The sequence below is a fragment of the Sulfitobacter sp. HNIBRBA3233 genome, from assembly GCF_040149665.1.
GTDB classification, from domain to species: Bacteria; Pseudomonadota; Alphaproteobacteria; order Rhodobacterales; family Rhodobacteraceae; genus Sulfitobacter; species Sulfitobacter marinivivus.
Genome location: NZ_JBEFLP010000001.1, coordinates 159330 through 176522 on the forward strand (window position 1 = coordinate 159330; position 17193 = coordinate 176522).

General features: G+C 64.9%; 20 protein-coding genes. 3 read left to right on the forward strand and 17 right to left on the reverse strand.

What is annotated here, in order from left to right; translation table 11 throughout:
• Window position 1: 1 nt before the first annotated feature.
• The 17 genes from ABMC89_RS00800 to secG form a co-directional block, all read right to left on the reverse strand.
• Window positions 2–1177, reverse strand: a complete 1176-nt coding sequence (locus ABMC89_RS00800) for a DegT/DnrJ/EryC1/StrS family aminotransferase (protein WP_349564199.1) — start codon at window positions 1175–1177, stop codon at window positions 2–4.
• A gap of 96 nt (window positions 1178–1273) precedes the next feature.
• The gene (locus tag ABMC89_RS00805) at window positions 1274–2578 is read right to left on the reverse strand and encodes an NAD(P)/FAD-dependent oxidoreductase (protein ID WP_349564201.1); all 1305 of its coding nucleotides are present in this window, start codon (window positions 2576–2578) and stop codon (window positions 1274–1276) included.
• 36 nt (window positions 2579–2614) lie between these two features.
• A complete protein-coding gene (locus ABMC89_RS00810) occupies window positions 2615–3973 on the reverse strand; it encodes a glutamine synthetase family protein (protein ID WP_349564203.1) in 1359 nt (452 codons plus the stop codon).
• Window positions 3973–4656 carry a type 1 glutamine amidotransferase gene (locus ABMC89_RS00815; protein ID WP_349564205.1) on the reverse strand — a complete coding sequence of 228 codons (684 nt, stop codon included), beginning with the start codon at window positions 4654–4656 and terminating at the stop codon, window positions 3973–3975. The genes ABMC89_RS00810 and ABMC89_RS00815 overlap by 1 nt, the downstream gene beginning before the upstream one ends.
• Before the next feature lie 3 nt (window positions 4657–4659).
• The gene (locus ABMC89_RS00820) at window positions 4660–5994 is read right to left on the reverse strand and encodes a glutamine synthetase family protein (RefSeq protein WP_349564207.1); all 1335 of its coding nucleotides are present in this window, start codon (window positions 5992–5994) and stop codon (window positions 4660–4662) included.
• 89 nt (window positions 5995–6083) lie between these two features.
• On the reverse strand, window positions 6084–6890 hold the full coding sequence (locus tag ABMC89_RS00825; RefSeq protein WP_349564209.1) for an ABC transporter permease: 807 nt from the start codon (window positions 6888–6890) through the stop codon (window positions 6084–6086).
• Window positions 6887–7768 (reverse strand): ABC transporter permease, encoded by an 882-nt coding sequence (locus tag ABMC89_RS00830; RefSeq protein WP_349568488.1) that lies wholly within the window; start codon window positions 7766–7768, stop codon window positions 6887–6889. The genes ABMC89_RS00825 and ABMC89_RS00830 overlap by 4 nt, the downstream gene beginning before the upstream one ends.
• A gap of 81 nt (window positions 7769–7849) precedes the next feature.
• Entirely contained in the window at window positions 7850–8581 is a 732-nt protein-coding gene (locus ABMC89_RS00835) for a transporter substrate-binding domain-containing protein (protein ID WP_349564211.1), read from the reverse strand.
• Window positions 8582–8610: 29 nt separating this feature from the next.
• Entirely contained in the window at window positions 8611–9387 is a 777-nt protein-coding gene (locus ABMC89_RS00840; RefSeq protein ID WP_349564213.1) for an ABC transporter ATP-binding protein, read from the reverse strand.
• 96 nt (window positions 9388–9483) lie between these two features.
• Window positions 9484–9921 (reverse strand): tellurite resistance TerB family protein, encoded by a 438-nt coding sequence (locus tag ABMC89_RS00845; RefSeq protein ID WP_349564215.1) that lies wholly within the window; start codon window positions 9919–9921, stop codon window positions 9484–9486.
• A 28-nt stretch (window positions 9922–9949) separates the two neighbouring features.
• Complete coding sequence (locus ABMC89_RS00850; RefSeq protein ID WP_349564217.1) at window positions 9950–10387, reverse strand: tellurite resistance TerB family protein; 438 nt, start codon at window positions 10385–10387, stop codon at window positions 9950–9952.
• A gap of 10 nt (window positions 10388–10397) precedes the next feature.
• Window positions 10398–11048: a hypothetical protein gene (locus ABMC89_RS00855; RefSeq protein ID WP_349564219.1), complete on the reverse strand. Its 651-nt coding sequence runs from the start codon at window positions 11046–11048 to the stop codon at window positions 10398–10400.
• Between the two features lie 21 nt (window positions 11049–11069).
• A complete protein-coding gene (locus tag ABMC89_RS00860; RefSeq protein WP_349564221.1) occupies window positions 11070–11366 on the reverse strand; it encodes a DUF1330 domain-containing protein in 297 nt (98 codons plus the stop codon).
• A gap of 29 nt (window positions 11367–11395) precedes the next feature.
• Window positions 11396–12175: a 23S rRNA (adenine(2030)-N(6))-methyltransferase RlmJ gene (rlmJ, locus tag ABMC89_RS00865; protein WP_349564223.1), complete on the reverse strand. Its 780-nt coding sequence runs from the start codon at window positions 12173–12175 to the stop codon at window positions 11396–11398.
• A 53-nt stretch (window positions 12176–12228) separates the two neighbouring features.
• Window positions 12229–13080, reverse strand: a complete 852-nt coding sequence (locus tag ABMC89_RS00870) for a hypothetical protein (protein WP_349564225.1) — start codon at window positions 13078–13080, stop codon at window positions 12229–12231.
• 111 nt (window positions 13081–13191) lie between these two features.
• On the reverse strand, window positions 13192–14835 hold the full coding sequence (pyrG, locus tag ABMC89_RS00875) for a CTP synthase (RefSeq protein WP_349564227.1): 1644 nt from the start codon (window positions 14833–14835) through the stop codon (window positions 13192–13194).
• A gap of 195 nt (window positions 14836–15030) precedes the next feature.
• Window positions 15031–15399, reverse strand: coding sequence for a preprotein translocase subunit SecG (gene secG, locus ABMC89_RS00880; RefSeq protein WP_349564229.1), 369 nt, complete (start codon window positions 15397–15399; stop codon window positions 15031–15033).
• Between the two features lie 143 nt (window positions 15400–15542).
• On the opposite strand from secG, the gene nthA reads away from it, so the two are divergent.
• The 3 genes from nthA to ABMC89_RS00895 are packed head-to-tail and all read left to right on the forward strand — an operon-like array spanning window position 15543 to window position 17181.
• Window positions 15543–16178: a nitrile hydratase subunit alpha gene (gene nthA / locus ABMC89_RS00885; protein WP_349564231.1), complete on the forward strand. Its 636-nt coding sequence runs from the start codon at window positions 15543–15545 to the stop codon at window positions 16176–16178.
• Window positions 16175–16855: a nitrile hydratase subunit beta gene (gene nthB, locus ABMC89_RS00890; protein ID WP_349564233.1), complete on the forward strand. Its 681-nt coding sequence runs from the start codon at window positions 16175–16177 to the stop codon at window positions 16853–16855. Before nthA ends, nthB begins: the two co-directional genes overlap by 4 nt.
• Entirely contained in the window at window positions 16852–17181 is a 330-nt protein-coding gene (locus ABMC89_RS00895) for a nitrile hydratase accessory protein (protein WP_349564235.1), read from the forward strand. Before nthB ends, ABMC89_RS00895 begins: the two co-directional genes overlap by 4 nt.
• Window positions 17182–17193: the final 12 nt, after the last annotated feature.

The window sequence follows — 17193 nt, forward strand, 5'->3', positions numbered from 1 at the left end:
GTCAGGCGGCGGCGCGTTGCGTCGCCTCCATCGCGGACAGGATCGCGTCCGCGACGCGGGTGCAGTCCTCGGGGGTCAGGTGCACCGGCAGGCGCACGTCGCAGGCGCGTGTCAGCATCCGGCGGGTCTGCGGCAGATCCGGCAGGTCTTCGATGAATTGCCAGTTCCAGAATGCCCGCGCGTTATCCGCGCTCTGGCCGAATACCTGCACCTTGATGCCGCGCTGTGCGGACTGCGCCACGAAGGCGTCCACATCGGCGTCCGACAGACCCACCAGATTGAACTGGATGGAATCCGGCGCGCGCACTTCCGGCGGCAGGGGGGAGGGCACGTCGATCTGCGGTGAAGCGCTAATGATCCCCGCGACCAGATCGTGGTTGCGCAGCCCGTCGCGCACGCGGCGGGGCAGCTCGGGCAACTGCGCGCGCACCAGCGCCGCAGACAGGTTGCCGAGCCGCAGGTTATAGAGCGGCAGCTTGTTCTGATGGCGCGCGAAAGCGTCGTGCAGGACGGGGTGTTTTTTCCAGTTATGCTCATACGCGCCCGACATGATGATCGCGCGGGCCACCAGATCGGCGTCGTCGGTGATCAGGATCCCCCCTTCGCCGGCATTGACCATCTTGTAGCTCTGGAAGGAAAAGCAGCCGATGCGGCCCAGCGTGCCGATCTTGCGCCCGTGCCATGTGGTCCCGAGGCTGTGCGCCGCGTCCTCGATCACCGGCACAGCCGCCGCATCGCAAAGCTCCATGATCCGGTCCATATCGGAGGTATGGCCGCGCATGTGGCTGATGATCACCGCGCGGACCGAGCCGAGCTTGGCCTCGAAATCCTCAAGGTCGATCCGGTAGTTCGCGCCGACTTCGCACAGCACCGGCTGACAGCCCGCATGGACGACCGCCGAGGGGACGGCGGCAAAGGTGAAACCGGGGATCAGCACGGGTGCGCCGTCGGGCAGATCCAGCGCCTTCAGCGACAGGAAAAGCGCGGCGGAACATGACGACACGGCCAGCGCATAGGCGCTTCCCATCATCGCCGCGAATTCCTGCTCGAGCAGCGAAACGGGTGCACCTTCGTCAGCGGTGTAGCGAAACAGGTCCCCGGTGGCGAGAAGGCGCTCGACCTCGTCGCGCAGGCTGTCGGGAAGCGGTTCGGCGGCGTGCATGTCCGGCATGGTCATATTTTGAAATCCCAAATAGAGGTTTTCAAAATGGTAAATCGAATGGCCGCAGAAACCAAGAGCGATTGCATTACGGTTTTGTGACGGGCGCAGCGTTCAGAAGCCCAGACGGTCGCGCAGGCTGTACCATGTCATCGCCAGCACCAGAAGCGGGCTGCGCATGGCGGGGCCACCGGGGAAGGGGGTGGAGGGCAGCGCGGCCAGCGTATCGAACCCGTCGCTGTCGCCCGCGATGGCCTGTGCCATCAACTGGCCCGCGTGGGTTGCAGTGCCCACCCCGTGGCCGGAATAGCCCGAGGCCGACAGCACGTTCGGCGCCACCCGCGCCAGATAGGGCAGGCGTTTCATGGTGATGCCCAGGGTGCCGCCCCAGGCATAGTCGATCTTCACGTCGCGCAACTGCGGAAAGATGACCGACATCGGCCCACGCACCTTGGCCGCGATGTCGCTCGGGAACCGGTAGCCATAGCTTTCGCCGCCGCCGAACAGAAGCCGCCCGTCGTGGCTGCGGCGGAAGTAGTTGACGACAAAGCGGCTGTCGGCCACCGCAACGTCGCGCGGCAGCACATCGGCCATCCGCTCGCCGAGCGGTTCGGTTGCCGCGATGAAATTGTTGATCGGCATGACCCGTCCCGCCACGCGCCGGTCGAGCCCGCCGAGATAGCCGTTACAGGCCAGCACCACATGATCCGCCACGATGTGCCCGCCATCGGTGCGCACCGTAGCGCGCGCGCCGTGGTCGATCCCGTGGACTTCGCTGCGCTCGTGGATCCGCACGCCCGCCGCTGCCGCCGCGCGTGCCAGCCCCAACGCGTAGCGCAGCGGATGCAGGTGCGCCGCACCGTGGTCCAGCACACCGCCACGGTAGTCGGGCGAGGGGCAGACCGATTGCAGGGCGGCATGATCGAGCACTTCAAGCTGGTCGTAGCCATAGCGCGTGGACAGGTGATCGGCGTAGGCGTGCAGGTCGCGCACCTCTTTCTGCGTCGATCCGGTCCAGGCGATGCCGGGTTTGAGATAGCAGTCGATCCCGTGGCGCGCGATCAGCCCCTTGACCAGCGCCTTGGCGTCTTCGGCCAGCGCCCAGAGCTTGGCGGCCTCGGGCTCTCCCACCAGATTTTCGAGTGCGTCCTGATCCATGCGCTGGCCCGATCCCAGCTGTCCGCCGTTGCGCCCCGATGCGCCGAACCCCACGCGCTGCGCGTCCAGCAGCACCACGTCGCGCCCGGCCTCGGCCAGATGCAGGGCCGCCGACAGGCCGGTATAGCCCGCTCCGATGACACAGACATCCGCCCGCTGCGCCCCCTTCAGCGGCGCGAAGGGGGGCAGTGCGTCGGCGGTGGCGGCGTACCAGCTGTCGGGGTAGGCCCCGCGACGGTCGTTCGCGTGAAGCAGGTTCATAGGGGCTTCCTTTCTGCTGCGCGGCGGCGGCGGCGATCAGACGTTGAGAAGCAGATGCTCGCGCTCCCACGGGCTGATGACCTGCAGGAACTCGTCGTATTCCGCATCCTTGACGATGCCGTAGACCCGCGCGAATTCGGTGCCCAGCACCTTGTGCAGCGCATCGGCCTGGGAAAACAGGTTCAGCGCCTCGCCCATGGTGCGCGGGATATCCCCGTCGCCGTCGTAGGCGTCGCCCTTGAATTCGGGTTGGGGTTTGCGCTGTTCCATCAGGCCCAGATACCCGCAGGCGAGCGATGCGGCGATCCCCAGATAGGGATTGCAGTCCATCCCGGCGAGCCGGTTTTCCACCCGGCGCGAGGCGGGACCGGACAGCGGCACGCGAATGCCCGTGGTGCGGTTGTCGCGCCCCCAGGCAAGGTTGATCGGGGCCGCGTGGTCCTTCACATAGCGCCGGTAGCTGTTCACATAGGGCGCGATCACCGCGAGTGCGGCTGGCATGTGGTTCTGAAGACCGGCGATAAAATGCATGAAGGCATCCGTTTCGCCCCCCTGCGGACCCGAGAAGATGTTCTTGCCCGTTTCCATATCGAGAACCGAGTGATGGATGTGCATGGCCGAACCGGGTTCGTCCGCGATCGGTTTGGCCATGAAGGTGGCGTAACAGTCGTGGCGCATCGCCGCTTCGCGGATCAGGCGCTTGAAATAGAACACCTCGTCGGCGAGGCGCACGGGATCGCCGTGCAGCAGGTTGATCTCGAGCTGGCCCGCGCCGCCCTCCTGCGTGATGCCGTCGATCTCGAAGCCCTGCGCTTCGGCGAAATCGTAGATGTCGTCGATCACCGGGCCGAATTCGTCGACCGCGGTCATCGAATAGGCCTGCCGCGCGGCGGCGGGGCGGCCCGAGCGGCCCATCATCGGCTCGATCTCCTTGGCGGGATCGAGATTGCGCGCGACGATGAAAAATTCCATTTCCGGTGCGACGACCGGTTCCCACCCCTGATCGCGGTAGAGTTCGACCACGCGTTTCAGCACGTTGCGCGGGCTGAACGGCACCGGGTTGCCGTTGCGGTCATAGGCATCGTGGATGACCTGCAGCGTCCAGTCGCCGGTCCAGGGCGCTGCGGTCGCCGTGGACATATCGGGCCGCAGGATCATGTCCTTCTCGATGAAGCCTTCATCCCCCGCCGCTTCGCCCCATTCGCCGGTGATGGTCTGGTAGAAGATGCTGTCGGGCAGGTGGAAATATTCCTGCCGGGCGAATTTTGTCGCCGGCACGGCCTTGCCGCGCGCAATGCCGGGCAGATCGGGAATGATGCACTCGACCTCGTCCAGACGCCTGTCCGTCAGGTACTCCTGTGCGGCAGGGGGCAGGTTTTCCGTCCAGTCGGCCATCAGGTCCTCGCTTTGGTTTTGAAGAAATCCGCCATGAAGTCGGCGATCTTGTCATTGTCGGTTGCCAGCGGCAGTGCCTTTGTCGCGGCATCAAGCTGGTCGTCGGGCACGACGCCCTTGCCACGTGTGCGGATCAGCCCGTCGATGAAATCGGCACCGAATTCGGGATGCGGCTGGATCGTCCAGATGGTGTCGCCAACGGTCATCATCGCGTTGGCGCAAAAATCCGAACTGCCGATCACGGTGGCCCCTTCGGGCAGTTCCACGACCTGATCCTGATGCCATGCGTTCAGCGCCAGACGTTCGTCCCCGAGCGTGTACTCGGTACGGCCCACGGACCATCCGCCGGGGAATTTCACGACCTTGCCGCCAAGCGCCTGCGCGATGATCTGGTGGCCGAAACACACCCCGACAAGCGGCTTGCCGCTGTCGCGAATGTCGCGGATCAGCGCTTCGAGGGGCGCGATCCAGTCGTGATCCTCGTAGGCGCCGTGTTTGGAGCCGGTGATCAGCCAGCCGTCTGCGGCCTCGGGGCCGCTGGGGAATTCGCCGTCGACGACCGAGAATGTCTCGTATTCGAAGTCATGCCCGTCGAGCAGACGTTTGAACATGTCGTCGTAGTTGCCGAGTGTGTCGATCATGCCTTCGGGGGAATGGCCCGTGCGAAGAAGTCCGATTTTCATGGGTTATACCGTGTCCAGATAGATTTCGACCTGTTCGGCCGGTGTCAGTTCTTCCATGTAGTGCAGTTCCTGCCGCTTGGTCAGCACCATGTTGCGGATCAGCTCGTCAGGGAAGATCCGGGCGATGGCAGGGTCCTTTTCGAACACGTCGATGGCGGTTTTCCAGTCGGTGGGGATCTGCGGCAGGTCTGCCTCGTAGGCGTTGCCGGTGATCGGGGGCGGGGGGGCCTTGCCGTCCTCGATCCCGTTGATCGCGGCCCCCAGCACGGCGGCCAGCATCAGGTAGGGATTGACGTCGCCTCCCGACACGCGGTGTTCGATCCGCCGTGCCTTGGGGCTGCCCGAGGGGATGCGGATCGCGGAGGTGCGGTTTTCGTAGGCCCAGGACACGCCGGTGGGGGCATGGCTGCCCGGTACGATCCTGTCGAAACTATTGGCATGCGGGGCAAACAGAAGCGCCGATCCCGGCATCGCCTCAAGACATCCGGCGATGGCGTGCAGCATCGTGTCCGTGCCTTCGGGGCCGCCGTTGTCGAAAACATTGCGCCCTTCGGCATCCAGCACCGAGAAATGCGTATGCAGGCCCGATCCGGGATAATCGGCATAGGGTTTGGCCATGAAGCTGGCGGCAAAGCCGTGCCGCCGCGCCAGCCCGCGCACCAGCATCTTGAACAGCCACGCATCGTCCGCCGCGCGCAGAAGGTCGTCGCCGTGCATCAGGTTGATCTCGAACTGGCCCAGACCCGCCTCGGAAATCGCGGTATCGGCGGGAATGTCCATTTCCTCGCAGGCATCATAGAGATCGGTGAAGAATTCGTCGAACTGGTCCAGCGCACGGATCGACAGCGTTTCGGCGCCCTTGCGGCGCTTGCCCGAACGCGGCGACAGAGGCATCTGCAGCTTGCGCCCCGAATCGTCGATCAGGAAGAATTCCAACTCGACCGCGCAGACCGGCGTCAGGCCACGGGCCTTGAACCGTTGCAGCACCCCGTTGAGCGCGTGACGCGGATCGCCCGCGAAGGGGCGGCCATCGTCGTGGAACATCCAGATCGGCAGCAGCGCCGAGGGCGCTTCGAGCCAGGGCATCGGCAGGAAGCCGCGTTCGGTGGGTTTGAGGACACCGTCGCGGTCGCCCATCTCGAAGACCAGCGGGCTATCGTCGATATCCTCGCCCCAGATGTCGAGGTTCAGCACTGAGAAGGGAAATCGCGTGCCCTCCTCGAAGGCCTTGTCCGCGAAGCGTGTCGGGATGCGCTTGCCGCGCGGCACGCCATTGAGGTCGGCCGCCGCGACCCTGATGGTGCGGACGGATGGATTTTTTCTAAGCCAGTTGTGCATAATTCACCGTTTGGGCGATGCATCCGGCACAGGATGCCGGACATGTCAGAGCCCTTGTGGGCCCACACCGCGAAATTTGATCAAATTTACTACCTGATCAGATTGGGACGCAAGCGCATTTTTTGCCGTCTTTCGGCGGGCAGGTGGCGGTTGAGACGTTTGTTGATGGCCCCGAAGATCGCGATCACCGCCAAAGTCAGCAGAATGAAATAGCCGGCGAGGATCGGGTAGGGGATGAAGGGGTTGAAGGTCTTGTCCGCGAAATAGCTGGCGTAGTACAGCGCGTCCCCGCGTTGCTGCCACGCCGGAAAGCTGGAAACGAAGACCAGCGTTGTCGAGTGGAAGAGAAAGATCGCCTCGTTCGTGTAGGCGGGCCAGCCGAGGCGCAGCATCGTGGGCCAGACGATCCGCCGGAAGCGCGGTGTGCCCGAGAGGCCGTAGGCATCCGCCGCCTCGGTGTCACCCTTGGGGATGGATTGCAACGCGCCGAAGAAGATCTCGGCCGAGTAGGCGGAGGTGTTGAAAAACAGCACCACCAGCGCGCCCAGCCAGGCGGCGCTGAACGGGTCGAAGACCGGCGAGACGGACTTGAGGCTGAGAAACAGGAAGTAGCCGAAGAAGAACTGGATGAAGAGCGGCGAGCCGCGGAAGACGAAGATGAACCATTCGCTGGGCTTGCGCAGCCAGCGCCGTGGCGAGGCCTTGCCCAGTGCAAGCACCGTGGCAAGGACAAACCCCAGCGCCAGCGCGAAGACCCCGAAATAGATGTTCCAGATCATGCCCGAGCCGATCAGGGTGAACTGCTCGCAGAGGGTGAAATCCTCCCGCGGGAGCAGGCGTTCGCCGATGCCGATGGCGCGCAGCCCGTAGTCCTGGATGGTTTGCAGGCAGCTCATGCCGCTTTCCTCTGCGCTTCGCCGCCCGAGGTGGCCTGACCGAGGGTTAGACGCTGCATCAGCCGGTCGAGCACGATTTCCGACACGCGGGTAAAGGCGAGGTAGAAGACCAGCAGCGCGAGGAAATACCACATCCGCCAGTCGGGGTGCGGATAGTCGGTAAAGCGCGGTGTCTTGTTCGCGCCGAGTTCGCGTGCCCAATAGACGATATCCTCGACACCGAGCAGGAACAGCAGCGGCGTGGCCTTGATCAGCACCATCCACAGGTTGCCGAGACCAGGCAGCGCGTAGACCCACATCTGCGGCACCAGTACCCGCCAGAAGGTCTGGCGCGGGGACATGCCGTAGGCTTCGGCGGTTTCGAGCTGGGCGCGCGGCACGGCGCGCATGGCCCCGAAAAGCACGTTCGCCGCGAAGGCACCGAAGACGATGGCGAAGGTCAGCACCGCAAGGAAGAAGCCGTAGGTTTCGTGGACCCATTGCGGCGAGGAGCCCAGCGGCATCTTCGCGGCCTGACAGACGATGAAATCATTGCCCTGCCGGATCGCCTGATCCCAGTCCGGGCAGAGCGCCTTGTGGCGCAGGTATTCGATGCCCTGATCCAGCGCGATGACGAAGAACAGGAAGAACGCGATGTCGGGCACGCCGCGCACCAGCGCGATGTAGGTCTTGCCGAACCAGCGCAGCGGCGCAAGGCGCGAGCGCGCGGCGGAGGCCCCGCCAAAGCCGAAGGCCAGCGCCGTCGGTGCCGTGATCGCAAGCAGCACCAGCACGGTCAGCACGGACCAGTAGAGGTTCATGTGCTTGCCCGTGGTCAGATAGCACGACAGCCACCTGAGGCCGTCGAGTTGGCCGGGATCTGTGCAAAATTCGAAAATGACGGCGCTCGCGGATGGGGCGGGATTGAGTTTATGGGCAAAATGGAGGGAGGGCGCAGCGCACCCTCCCTGACGTCAGGCTTATTCGAAGACTGTCGCTTCGTCGCCGAACCACTTCTTGATCGCGGTGTTCAGCGAGCCGTCTTCCTTCATGGAGGTGATGGCTGCGTTGAACTTGTCCTTGAGCTCGGTGTCGGATTCACGCAGGCCCATGCCGACGCCGCCGCCGAGGGCCACGGGTTCACCGACGAACATCAGTTCGGGATCGTTCGCCACGATCGGCTCGAGGAAGGAGCCCTGGAAGAAGACGGCGTCCGCCTCGCCGTTCTTGACGGCGGCGATGAGTTCATCGGCGGTGGCGAATTCGAGCAGCGTCGCGTCGCTCTCGGCGATGTACCCGGCCTGGATCGTGCTGGTCTGGGACGCGATCACGCCACCCAGATCCGCGTCTTCGGACAGCGCGACATAGCGCGATTCCTCTGGCGGGATGTAGTTTTGCGTGAAGTCGATGACTTCGTCGCGTTCGTCGGTGATCGACATGCCCGCGATGATCGTGTCGTAGTTGCCCGATGTCAGGTTGGGGATGATGCTGTCCCATTCGTTGGTGACCCATTCGCAGGTCAGCTCGGCGCGCGCGCAGAGCTCGTCGCCCACTTCACGCTCGAACCCGTCGACTTCGCCGGAATCGTTGAGGAAGTTGTAGGGGGGGTAGGCGCCTTCGGTGCCCATGCGGATGGTTTTCGCGTGGCCGTCTGCGAAGGCCGCGCCGGCGCCGAGTGCCAGTGCCGCGGTGGCAAGGATAATGGTTTTCATAATGGTAACTCCCGTTTCTTTGTTTTGGGTTACGCAGCTTGGGTTGCCGAAAGGAACCCGCGCAGTCGCTCTGATTTGGGGCTGCCGAACAGCGTGTCGGGCGCCCCTTGTTCTTCGATCAGGCCCTGGTGCAGGAACACGACCGTGTCCGATACATCCGCGGCCAGTTTCATGTCGTGGGTCACGATCATCATCGTACGCCCCTCGGTGGCGAGATCCTTGATCACGCGCACCACTTCCTGTTCCAGTTCGGGATCGAGCGCCGAGGTCGGTTCGTCGAACAGGAGGGCTTCGGGTTCCATGCAGAGCGCGCGCGCGATGGCGGCGCGCTGTTGCTGGCCCCCCGACAGCTGGGCCGGGTAGACATCGCATTTGTCACCGATGCCCACCTTGTCGAGATAGCCGCGCGCGGCGCGCTCGACCTCGGCGCGGTCGCGGCCCAGCACGGTGACCGGCGCTTCCATGACGTTTTGCAGGATCGTCATGTGGGACCACAGATTGAACTGCTGGAACACCATGGACAGGTTGGTGCGGATGCGCAGCACCTGCTTGGGGTCGGCGGGCCGGCGCGCGTGTCCGTCACCGCGCCATTTCACCGGTTCGCCCTTGAACAGGACATCGCCCTGCTGGCTGTCTTCGAGCAGGTTGCAGCAGCGCAGCAGCGTGGATTTGCCGGACCCCGACGACCCGATCAGCGAGATCACATGCCCCTTGGGCGCCGCGATCGACACGCCCTTGATAACCTCCAGCTGCCCGTAGGCCTTGTGCAGGTCGCGGATTTCAATCACCGGGTCTTGAGTGGTCACGGTTGGCCAACTTCTCCTGTTGCAGCGGGGATTTGAGAGCAAAAAGCCGCGAGGTGCAACGAGGAATGGTCAAAAAGGGGGCAAACTATCCCTGCGTCAACCGGTTTCGGCGCGTTTGCGGGCATTGGCGCTGTCCACATCGGTCACACCCAGAAGGTTGGCCACCAGCCTGAGCAGCGCATCCTCTTCCTTGGCGCGCTTGCCATCGGCGAGGGCGACCTTCCACAGCGCCTCGACCACCGCGCGGCGTTCGTCGTAGGCGACCGCATCCTTGATCGCGCGGGTGAAGCGCACCGTATCGGGGGCCTCGGCCTCGAGTATCTCGGCGTCGGCCAGTAGCGCGTCGCGGTCGGCGTCTTCCAGCGCGTAGCGCGCAGCGAGAATGTCGCGGATGCGGGCGCGTTCACCGGCGCTGTAGTCGTTGTCGGATCGCGCGACGCGCACCAGAAGCGCTGCAAGCGCGCGGCGCGCGTCGGTGTCGGGCAGGGGAGCGGGGGCCGGATCGGTCAGCCGTTTGAGAAGATCTGCGAACATGGACAAGACTTAGGTGGCCAGAGCCGGATTACAAAGAACCGAGCGCATTTTTTCGGGCGGCCTCGATATCGTCGTCGGACAGGCCGAGCGCTTCCTCGATCGCGATCAGCTGCGATTCTTCCATGTCGTCGCGGATGCCGTCGGCCAGCGCCACCTTCCACATCGCGTCACCGAGGGCGCGGCGGTGTTCGTAATCGACCTCCTCGCGCAGGATCGCGGTGAATTCGGGTGTGCCGGGGGCGTGGCGTTCGAGCCTCTCGCACTCCGCCCGCAGCTTGGCCGCGTCGAGCGGTTTGAGGCCGAAGGTCGCGGCGAGGATACGGTCGATCTGCGCCACTTCGGACACGACATATTGCCGGTTGGCGAGTGCTACCCGCACCAGAAGCGCACCGAGTGCGAGCTGTGCGTTGGGCTGGGGCAGCGGTTTGGGCGCGGGCGCGCGGCGGGGGAAGAGACGTTCAAGCATGGTGCGATGATTAGCTGAGGTCCAGCGGCTTGCCAAACCTTATTGTATCGAGAGCAATACCTTGCGGGTCGGTGTTGGTGATGACGACACCGGCGATGTCGTCCACGCCGCCCTGCCGCACGAACCCGATCGCGTCCTCGCCCAGCGGGCTGAGGACAAGGCTGGCAAGCAGGGCGCCGTCGCGGCGCAGGAAGGTGACTTCGGCGGCGCCCTCTTCACCGCCGCGCAGGTGCAGCACAAGGGCGTATTGGTCGTCGTCGAACAGCATCGCGATGGCGCCTTCGCCCTGTGCCTCACGCTTGGGAAAGCCGGCGGGGCCGTAGCCGTTCAGAACGCTGACCCCCATGAACCCCACGACCGACAGGTTCTGGCCCGTCTCGCCCGGGATCAGGGTCAGCGGGCCGAAGGCGCTGCCGGTGATCGCGTCATGGGTGCCGTTCGGCGCGATGCGGTGGCCCGCGAACCGTTCGGCGAATTGCGCCCCGTCGAGGCGCAGCACCTCGTCCACAGGATGTCCGGGCCCGTAGGCCTTCCGGGTTTCGTCGAAGGTGATGATGCGCGGCAGTGACAGATCACTGGCGGAGACGATGCAGACGGCTGTGTCACAGGCCGACACGACCTGCGGCAGGATCCAGAAGAAGGCCGCGCAGAGGAATCTCATCGCGCGATCATATCACGAAAATCAGTTTTCGTAGCCCTCGATTATCATCAGGCTGCCGTCCGCGGCGTTCAGGCGGATTTCCTTGGCGGACTGGTAGGCGGAGCTTTCGTAGCAGGCGACCGCCTCGGCGTAGCTGGGGAATTCGATCACCACGGTGCGCGGGTGGACGCTGCCTTCGCGGGTCTGCTGGGTGCCGCCGCGCACCAGAAACTTTGCGCCGTAATCGGCAAAGGGCTTGGCGTTGGCGGCGCGGTACTTGTCGTAGACCTCCGCGTCGCGGACATCCATATTTGCGATCCAGTATCCTTTGGGGGCCATGTCTTCCTCCGAATTGTCGCCCTGCCGGTCTAGGCCAGCGCGGCGAATTTACGAGCGATACGGGCGGCTTCCTTATCCAGCCCGTAGGGCGGGTTTAGCACGAAAAGACCCGATCCCACCATACCGTGGCCGGGCCGGGCGGGGGCAAAGCGCACCTCGTGGCGCAGGGCCTGCGGATGCGCACCGCTGAGCGCGTTCAGCATCGGCTTGTGCGCCCCGCTCGTCAGGATCGGATACCACAGCGCGATGATGCCCACGTTCCACGCGCGCGCCAGCTTGGCCACGGTGCGCGGGATGGTGTCGTAGTCGGTCTTGATCTCGTAGCTGGGATCTATCAGCAAAAGCCCGCGACGCGGCGTCGGCGGGCAGAGCGCGAAGGCCAGTTCCAACCCGTCGCGCAGATGGCAGGTGGCGGGGTAGGGCGACATCGCCAGATCGAGGGCCGCATGCTCGCGCGGGTGCAGCTCGGCCAGATGCAGGTGATCGGTGTCGCGCAGAAGCTCTGCCGCGATCAGCGGGGATCCGGGGTAGGCCTCCGGCCCGTGGGCTGCGCGCACCGCCGCCAATGTGCGGGCATAGGGATGATCGGGGGTGAACCAGTCGCTGACGCGGGCGATGCCCTGCGCGGCCTCCTGCGTCTTGCGCGCGGCGGCGTCGTCCAGATCATAGAGCGCGCGGCCGCTGTGCGTCTCGATATAGCTGAGCGGCTTGTCCTTGCGGGTCAGATAATCGAGCGTCCACGCCAGCAGGCTGTGCTTGTGCACATCGGCGAGGTTTCCCGCGTGATAGATATGTTGGTAGCTGAGCATGGCGCAGGTGTAGACGATCGCGGCGGGCGCGCAATGGGCAATGCGGGCGCGGGCTAGGCCGCCCGTTCGACCGGATCGTTGAAGATCACCCCGCCGAAGCGGCCCTTGACCATCCAGCTGAGGCCGAAGGCCCAGAGCGCCACCGCCTCGCACCAGAAGGTCATGTGGTTGGCGTTCCACCAGCCGACGTCGAGCGTGGTCAGATGGGCGACAACCGCATAGGCGCCCATGGCGAGAATGCACAGGATCATCACGCTACCGCACAGGATGTAGAACGAATTGCGGATCTGCTTGTTTCGGGTATAGCTCTTGTCGGGATTGATCTGGTGCGGCTCGGCGGCGGTGAAGATGACCAGCGCGAACCACGCAAGGAAGGAAAACAGCAGCATCGCCGAGGTATAGTGGACCGTGGCCGACCACGGCGTCAGCTCGAAATAGGCGACGAGGTCGGGCAGGCCGTCGCGCGGTGGCACCTTGATCAGGTCCAGCGCCTCCGGCGCGGGGCCGAAGGTCACGATGGCACGGGCCACGAAGGCGGTCTCGTCACAGCCGTAGCCGGAGGTGGGAAACAGCGCGACACCGAAAGCGAAAAATCCCGCCAGCGAAGACAGCTTGGCCTCTGCCGCGGTCTCGCCGCGGTAGACCAGCATGTAGGTGCCGATAAAGATCAGCGCGCCGATGAACGGCGCGCCCCAGAACGGCGCGTAATAGTAGTGGCTGATGGAGTGGCGAAAGCAGGTTTCGAGGAAAGGGTTGAAGGCACCCACGATCAGGATCGTCGGCAGGCCAAGCGCCACGAGACCCACGAAGAACGTCAGCTGGCGCTGGTTGATGGTGGCATAGCGGTCGGCTGCGGGCGGTGTCGCCCCGTGGTAGCGATCCGGGCCGGTCTGGAACAGCTTCATGGCGGTCGGGCCTCGCGCGTCGGTGACGTTACGTCAACGCTAGCGATCGACGCCCCTGCGCGCAACCTTCCTGCACGCTGGATGGGGCGGCGGCCTGCGGGCCGCGCGGGATCAGACCAGCCGCGACATTTCCTTGGCCGCGCGCACGAAATCCTTGAACAGCGGATGCGGATCGAAGGGTTTCGATTTCAATTCGGGGTGGAACTGCACACCGATGAACCACGGGTGATCCGACCATTCGACGATTTCGGGCAGCTTGCCGTCCGGTGACATGCCCGAGAAACACAGCCCCGCTTCCTCAAGCTGCTTGCGGTAGGCGATGTCGACCTCGTAGCGGTGGCGGTGGCGTTCGTCGATGGCGGTCGTGCCGTAGACTTCGGCCACCCGCGACCCTTCCTTGAGCGAGGCGTCATAGGCGCCCAGACGCATGGTGCCGCCCTTGTCGTCGCCGACCTTGCGTTCGACCTTGTGATTTCCCTGCACCCATTCCTTTAGGTGGTAGACCACGGGTTCGAAGCGTTTCTTGCCGGCCTCGTGGTCGAACTCCTCGGATCCCGCCGCCGTCAGGCCCGCGACGTTGCGCGCCGCCTCGATCACCGCCATCTGCATGCCCAGACAGATGCCCAGATAGGGCACCTTGTGCTCGCGGGCATATTGGGCGGCCTTGATCTTGCCCTCGGTGCCGCGCTCGCCGAACCCGCCGGGCACGAGGATCGCGTGGAACCCTTCGAGGTGCGGTGCCGCAGCCTCGGTATCGAAAATCTCGGCGTCGACCCATTCCACCTTGACCTTGACGCGGTTCGCCATGCCGCCGTGGGTCAGCGCCTCGGCGATGGATTTATAGGCATCCTCGAGCTGGGTGTACTTGCCGACGATGGCCACGCGCACTTCGCCTTCTGGGTTGTGGATGCGGTCGGACACATCGTTCCAGACCGTCAGGTCGGGGCGCGGGGCGGGGGAGATATCGAAGGCGTCGAGCACGGCCTGATCAAGCCCCTGCGCGTGGTAGGCCAGCGGCGCGTCATAGATCGTCGACAGGTCGTAGGCGGCGACCACCGCTTCCTTGCGAACGTTACAAAAGAGCGCGATCTTCTCGCGTTCCTTTTCGGGGATCGGCTGTTCCGAGCGGCACACGAGGATGTCGGGCGCGATGCCGATGCTTTGCAGTTCCTTGACCGAGTGTTGCGTCGGCTTGGTCTTGAGCTCGCCTGAGGCGGCCAGATAGGGCAGCAGGGTCAGGTGCATGAAGATGCACTGGCCGCGCGGCTTGTCGTGGGAGAACTGGCGGATCGCCTCGAAGAACGGCAGGCCCTCGATGTCCCCGACGGTGCCGCCGATCTCGCAGAGCATGAAATCGACCTCGTCATCGCCGATGTGCAGGAAGTCCTTGATTTCGTTGGTGACGTGCGGGACGACCTGTATGGTCTTGCCCAGATAGTCGCCGCGCCGTTCCTTTTCGAGAACGTTCGAATAGATCCGGCCGGATGAGACGGAATCGGTCTTGCGCGCGGGCACACCGGTAAAGCGTTCGTAGTGACCCAGATCGAGATCGGTTTCCGCACCGTCATCGGTGACAAAGACCTCGCCGTGCTCGAACGGGCTCATCGTGCCGGGATCGACATTGAGGTAGGGATCGAGTTTGCGCAGGCGCACGCTGAACCCGCGGGCTTGCAGCAAGGCCCCGAGCGCCGCGGAGGCGAGCCCCTTGCCCAATGAGGAAACCACACCGCCGGTGATGAAAATATAGCGTGCCATCAGTCAGGAACTCCCGTGCGCATCATGCGTCTGCTCGTTGTTTTTCCGGGGCCTGATCGACCGCCCGGAGGGGTGCTGCAAACGCACCATCACGGGACTTAAGCCTATCAGGATTCGCAAGGCCAAGGCAAGGCGGCGGACGCAACATGATGTTGCGCGCGGGCCATCCGCCTCAATCAGTTGAGTTTATTGTTGTCAGTCGACCGTGGGAACCAACGGTGCATCGTCGCCCTGGGCCGGAGGCAGCAGGTTATCGAGATCCGGCGCCGCGGGGCCGTCGTCGTCGATCTGGTTCAACGCGGGGGGCGATTGTGTCAGCCGGTCGATGACCGATACGCCCGCCGAGCGCTGCGCCGATACGATGGTCAGCGTGATCGAGGTGACCACGAAGGCCGCTCCCAAAAGCCACGTCAGCTTGCTCATCGGGGTGGCAGGCGCGCGGCCCGACGTGCCGCCGCCACCGCCGCCGATGCCCAGGCCACCACCCTCGGAGCGTTGCAGAAGCACGACCCCGATAAGGCCAAGCGCGAGGAGGAGGTGGATGATCAGGACGACGTTTTCCATGGCGGTACGGCTGCTCTTGTCTTTCGGGGTGTCTATTCGGCTTTGGGGGTATCTAGGCAAGTTTGCCCGCAGGAGCAAGGGAGGAACACGAGACGGTGTCGGAAGCAGTGGACAGCGCCCGGAATTCGCGGCAGGTTGGCGCCATGCCCCATGACAGCCATGACCACGATCACGACCATGATCACCCGCATTCGTTGCTCCCGTCCGATCCCGCCTTGCGGGTCAAGGCGCTGGAGACTGTCCTGACGGCCAAGGGTCTGATCGACCCCGCCGCCCTCGACGAGATCATCGACACCTACGAGAACCGCATCGGCCCGCGCAACGGCGCGCGCGTGGTGGCCAAGGCGTGGAGCGATCCCGGTTTCGCGCAGGCCCTGCGTGACGATGCCACGCAGGCGGTTGCCGATCTGGGCTACTACGGTCGGCAGGGGGAGCATCTAGTGGTGGTCGAAAACACGCCTGAGCGTCACAACATGGTCGTCTGCACGCTGTGCAGCTGCTATCCGTGGCCGCTGCTGGGGATCCCGCCGGGGTGGTACAAATCTGATGCCTACCGTGCCCGCGCCGTGCGCGAGCCGCGCGCGGTGCTGGCGGATTTCGGCGTGCACCTGCCCGAGGACACATCCGTAAGGGTGTGGGATTCGACGGCAGAGGTGCGGTATCTTGTGCTGCCGATGCGCCCTGCGGGGACGGAAGATCTGGACGAAGAGGCGCTGGCCGGGCTGGTCAGCCGCGACAGCATGATCGGCACGGCGCTGGCCGGGGCGGCGCCCGCGTGAGCCGTGTGCACGATATGGGCGGGCGTTTCGGTGACGGCGCGGTGCGGCCCGAAGGCGAAGGGGACCCGGTCTTTCACGAGGACTGGCACGCACGGGCGCTGGCGCTGACCCTGGCGGCGGGCAGTCTGGGAAAATGGAACATCGATGTATCGCGCCACGCGCGCGAATGTCTGGCCCCGAAGGATTATACCGCCTTCGGCTATTACGAGAAATGGCTTGGCGGGCTTGCCGACCTGCTGGTCAATACCGGTGTGCTGACCCGTGAAGAGCTTGCCGGTGCGGATGCCGGTGCGATCAGCGATCTGGCCGAACGCAAGCTCACTTCCGATCAGGTGGCGGGCGTGCTGGCCAAAGGGGGCCCTGCCGACCGCGACAGCGCGGTGGCACCTGCCTTTGCCGCGGGCGACGCGGTGCAGACGCGCGCGCGGGCCGGCAATGTGATGGTCGCGGGCGGGCACACGCGGCTGCCCGCCTACGCCGCGGCCGCGCGGGGGCGCATCCTGCGCTACCACGGCACCCATGTGCTGCCCGACAGCAGCGCCCACGGTCTGGGCGACGCGCCCGAGCCGCTATACGCCGTGGTCTTTGCGGCCTCCGAGCTCTGGCTGCATCCCGAGCATCCCGGCGACGAGGTGGTGCTGGACCTGTGGCAGAGCTATCTGGAGCCTGCGCGATGAGCGACCGGCCGGAGCCCGTCTTCGAAGCGCCCTGGCACGCGCAGCTGTTCGCGCTGACCGTTCATCTGAACGAAGCGGGGCACTTCGGCTGGCCGGACTGGGCCGCGCGGTTCGGCGCGACGCTGAAGCGCCACGGGCTGGAACGGGATCTGAACGGCGGGGACGACTATTTCACGGCGTGGCTGGAGGCGCTGGAGCACATGATGGCCGAGCGCGGCATGGCCGAAGCGCAAGCGCTGGCCGAGATGCGCGCCGCCTGGGAGCGCGCCTATCTGACGACGCCCCATGGCGCACCGGTGACGCTGGACGACGCTGTCGGCCCCTGAGGGGCCGAGGCG

What these genes read in the sequence shown, in the direction of transcription:
- ABMC89_RS00800 (WP_349564199.1), bottom strand. Translation starts at nt 1,177, where the DNA reads ATGACCATGCCGGACATGCACGCCGCCGAACCGCTTCCCGACAGCCTG.
- ABMC89_RS00805 (WP_349564201.1), bottom strand. Translation starts at nt 2,578, where the DNA reads ATGAACCTGCTTCACGCGAACGACCGTCGCGGGGCCTACCCCGACAGC.
- ABMC89_RS00810 (WP_349564203.1), bottom strand. Translation starts at nt 3,973, where the DNA reads ATGGCCGACTGGACGGAAAACCTGCCCCCTGCCGCACAGGAGTACCTG.
- ABMC89_RS00815 (WP_349564205.1), bottom strand. Translation starts at nt 4,656, where the DNA reads ATGAAAATCGGACTTCTTCGCACGGGCCATTCCCCCGAAGGCATGATC.
- ABMC89_RS00820 (WP_349564207.1), bottom strand. Translation starts at nt 5,994, where the DNA reads ATGCACAACTGGCTTAGAAAAAATCCATCCGTCCGCACCATCAGGGTC.
- ABMC89_RS00825 (WP_349564209.1), bottom strand. Translation starts at nt 6,890, where the DNA reads ATGAGCTGCCTGCAAACCATCCAGGACTACGGGCTGCGCGCCATCGGC.
- ABMC89_RS00835 (WP_349564211.1), bottom strand. Translation starts at nt 8,581, where the DNA reads ATGAAAACCATTATCCTTGCCACCGCGGCACTGGCACTCGGCGCCGGC.
- ABMC89_RS00845 (WP_349564215.1), bottom strand. Translation starts at nt 9,921, where the DNA reads ATGTTCGCAGATCTTCTCAAACGGCTGACCGATCCGGCCCCCGCTCCC.
- ABMC89_RS00850 (WP_349564217.1), bottom strand. Translation starts at nt 10,387, where the DNA reads ATGCTTGAACGTCTCTTCCCCCGCCGCGCGCCCGCGCCCAAACCGCTG.
- ABMC89_RS00855 (WP_349564219.1), bottom strand. Translation starts at nt 11,048, where the DNA reads ATGAGATTCCTCTGCGCGGCCTTCTTCTGGATCCTGCCGCAGGTCGTG.
- ABMC89_RS00860 (WP_349564221.1), bottom strand. Translation starts at nt 11,366, where the DNA reads ATGGCCCCCAAAGGATACTGGATCGCAAATATGGATGTCCGCGACGCG.
- rlmJ (WP_349564223.1), bottom strand. Translation starts at nt 12,175, where the DNA reads ATGCTCAGCTACCAACATATCTATCACGCGGGAAACCTCGCCGATGTG.
- ABMC89_RS00870 (WP_349564225.1), bottom strand. Translation starts at nt 13,080, where the DNA reads ATGAAGCTGTTCCAGACCGGCCCGGATCGCTACCACGGGGCGACACCG.
- pyrG (WP_349564227.1), bottom strand. Translation starts at nt 14,835, where the DNA reads ATGGCACGCTATATTTTCATCACCGGCGGTGTGGTTTCCTCATTGGGC.
- secG (WP_349564229.1), bottom strand. Translation starts at nt 15,399, where the DNA reads ATGGAAAACGTCGTCCTGATCATCCACCTCCTCCTCGCGCTTGGCCTT.
- nthA (WP_349564231.1), top strand. Translation starts at nt 15,543, where the DNA reads ATGCCCCATGACAGCCATGACCACGATCACGACCATGATCACCCGCAT.
- ABMC89_RS00895 (WP_349564235.1), top strand. Translation starts at nt 16,852, where the DNA reads ATGAGCGACCGGCCGGAGCCCGTCTTCGAAGCGCCCTGGCACGCGCAG.